2 rRNA genes (1 of these 2 cut by a window edge) are annotated in these 2,918 nt (G+C 56.1%); both read left to right on the forward strand.

Annotation, left to right across the window (positions count from 1 at the left end):
- Positions 1-2,694 (forward strand): 23S ribosomal RNA (locus J3E61_RS34330) (it extends 323 nt beyond the left edge of the window).
- 106 nt (positions 2,695-2,800) lie between these two features.
- Positions 2,801-2,915: ribosomal RNA gene (gene rrf, locus J3E61_RS34335) — 5S ribosomal RNA — on the forward strand.
- The last annotated feature ends 3 nt before the right edge of the window (positions 2,916-2,918 follow it).

Genomic DNA, 2,918 nt, shown 5'->3' on the forward strand with positions numbered 1-2,918 from the left:
CACTGCCTGCTGTCGCAGGATCCCCGAGTAGCAGCGGGCCCGTGGAATCTGCTGTGAATCTGCCGGGACCACCCGGTAAGCCTGAATACTTCCCAGTGACCGATAGCGGATTAGTACCGTGAGGGAATGGTGAAAAGTACCCCGGGAGGGGAGTGAAAGAGTACCTGAAACCGTGCGCTTACAATCCGTCAGAGCCTTCGATTTATCGTGGGGTGATGGCGTGCCTTTTGAAGAATGAGCCTGCGAGTCAGGGACATGTCGCGAGGTTAACCCGGGTGGGGTAGCCGCAGCGAAAGCGAGTCTGAATAGGGCGTATCCAATCCGTAGGGGTTGGTGTAGTGGTGTGTTCTGGACCCGAAGCGGAGTGATCTACCCATGGCCAGGGTGAAGCAGCAGTAAGATGTTGTGGAGGCCCGAACCCACTTAGGTTGAAGACTGAGGGGATGAGTTGTGGGTAGGGGTGAAAGGCCAATCAAACTCCGTGATAGCTGGTTCTCCCCGAAATGCATTTAGGTGCAGCGTTGCGTGTTTTTTACCGGAGGTAGAGCTACTGGATGGCCGATGGGCCCTACTAGGTTACTGACGTCAGCCAAACTCCGAATGCCGGTAAATGAAAGCGTGGCAGTGAGACGGCGGGGGATAAGCTCCGTGCGTCGAGAGGGAAACAGCCCAGATCGCCGGCTAAGGCCCCTAAGCGTGTGCTAAGTGGAAAAGGATGTGCAGTCGCGAAGACAACCAGGAGGTTGGCTTAGAAGCAGCCACCCTTGAAAGAGTGCGTAATAGCTCACTGGTCAAGTGATTGTGCGCCGATAATGTAGCGGGGCTCAAGCACACCGCCGAAGCCGCGGCAATAGTCCGTATGGATTGTTGGGTAGGGGAGCGTCCTGCATCCGGTGAAGCAGCCGAGTAATCGAGTTGTGGAGGGTGTGGGAGTGAGAATGCAGGCATGAGTAGCGATAAGGCAAGTGAGAACCTTGCCCGCCGAAAGACCAAGGGTTCCTGGGCCAGGCCAGTCCGCCCAGGGTGAGTCGGGACCTAAGGCGAGGCCGACAGGCGTAGTCGATGGACAACGGGTTGATATTCCCGTACCCGTGTATGTGCGCCCCTGACGAATCCATTCTGCTAACCACCCAAACGGTGGACCACCAATCCCTTCGGGGTGCGGGGTTTGCCTGCTGCGTGGGACCCGGATGGGTAGTAGTCAAGCGATGGGGTGACGCAGGAAGGTAGCCGTACCAGTCAGTGGTAATACTGGGGCAAGCCCGTAGGACGACATCTAGGTAAATCCGGGTGTCATGAAGTCCGAGAGGTGATGCATAGCCGAGTGAGGTGAATTCGGTGATCCTATGCTGCCGAGAAAAGCCTCTAGCGAGCACAGACACGGCCCGTACCCCAAACCAACACAGGTGGTCAGGTAGAGAATACCGAGGCGTACGAGTGAACTATGGTTAAGGAACTCGGCAAAATACCCCCGTAACTTCGGGAGAAGGGGGACCCCTTACCGTCAACACCTTCGCGGTGGGTAGCGGTGGGGGGTGGCACAAACCAGTGAGAAGCGACTGTTTACTAAAAACACAGGTCCGTGCGAAGTCGCAAGACGATGTATACGGACTGACGCCTGCCCGGTGCTGGAAGGTTAAGAGGACCGGTTAACCCTTTCGGGGGTGAAGCTGAGAATTTAAGCCCCAGTAAACGGCGGTGGTAACTATAACCATCCTAAGGTAGCGAAATTCCTTGTCGGGTAAGTTCCGACCTGCACGAATGGCGTAACGACTTCTCAACTGTCTCAACCATAGACTCGGCGAAATTGCACTACGAGTAAAGATGCTCGTTACGCGCGGCAGGACGAAAAGACCCCGGGACCTTCACTACAACTTGGTATTGGTGCTCGATACGGTTTGTGTAGGATAGGTGGGAGACTATGAAGCAGTCACGCCAGTGATTGTGGAGTCATTGTTGAAATACCACTCTGATCGTATTGGGCCTCTAACCTCGAACCGTCTATCCGGTTCAGGAACAGTGCCTGGTGGGTAGTTTAACTGGGGCGGTTGCCTCCTAAAATGTAACGGAGGCGCCCAAAGGTTCCCTCAACCTGGACGGCAATCAGGTGTTGAGTGTAAGTGCACAAGGGAGCTTGACTGCGAGACGTACATGTCAAGCAGGGACGAAAGTCGGGACTAGTGATCCGGCACCCCCGAGTGGAAGGGGTGTCGCTCAACGGATAAAAGGTACCCCGGGGATAACAGGCTGATCTTCCCCAAGAGTCCATATCGACGGGATGGTTTGGCACCTCGATGTCGGCTCGTCGCATCCTGGGGCTGGAGCAGGTCCCAAGGGTTGGGCTGTTCGCCCATTAAAGCGGCACGCGAGCTGGGTTTAGAACGTCGTGAGACAGTTCGGTCTCTATCCGCCGCGCGCGTCAGAAGCTTGAGGAAACCTGTCCCTAGTACGAGAGGACCGGGACGGACGAACCTCTGGTCCACCAGTTGTCCCACCAGGGGCACCGCTGGATAGCCACGTTCGGACAGGATAACCGCTGAAAGCATCTAAGCGGGAAACCCCCTCCAAGACCAGGCTTCTCACCCATTTCAGTGGGATAAGGCCCCCCGCAGACCACGGGATCGATAGACCAGACCTACACGCACAGCAATGTGTTCAGGGAACTGGCACTAACCGGCCGAAAACTTACACACAAACTCGCAACCACACACATATCCACGAATGCACAACAAGCATTCACACCCCACCACCAATAACACTTCCCCACCACACGTGGGGACACTCAAAAAGTGAATAGAGTTACGGCGGTCAATAGCGGCAGGGAAACGCCCGGACCCATCCCGAACCCGGAAGCTAAGCCTGCCAGCGCCGATGATACTACCCAACCCGGGTGGAAAAGTAGGACACCGCCGAACACA

It is taken from the genome of Mycobacterium sp. OAE908, assembly GCF_017872775.1.
Lineage (GTDB): Bacteria > Actinomycetota > Actinomycetes > Mycobacteriales > Mycobacteriaceae > Mycobacterium.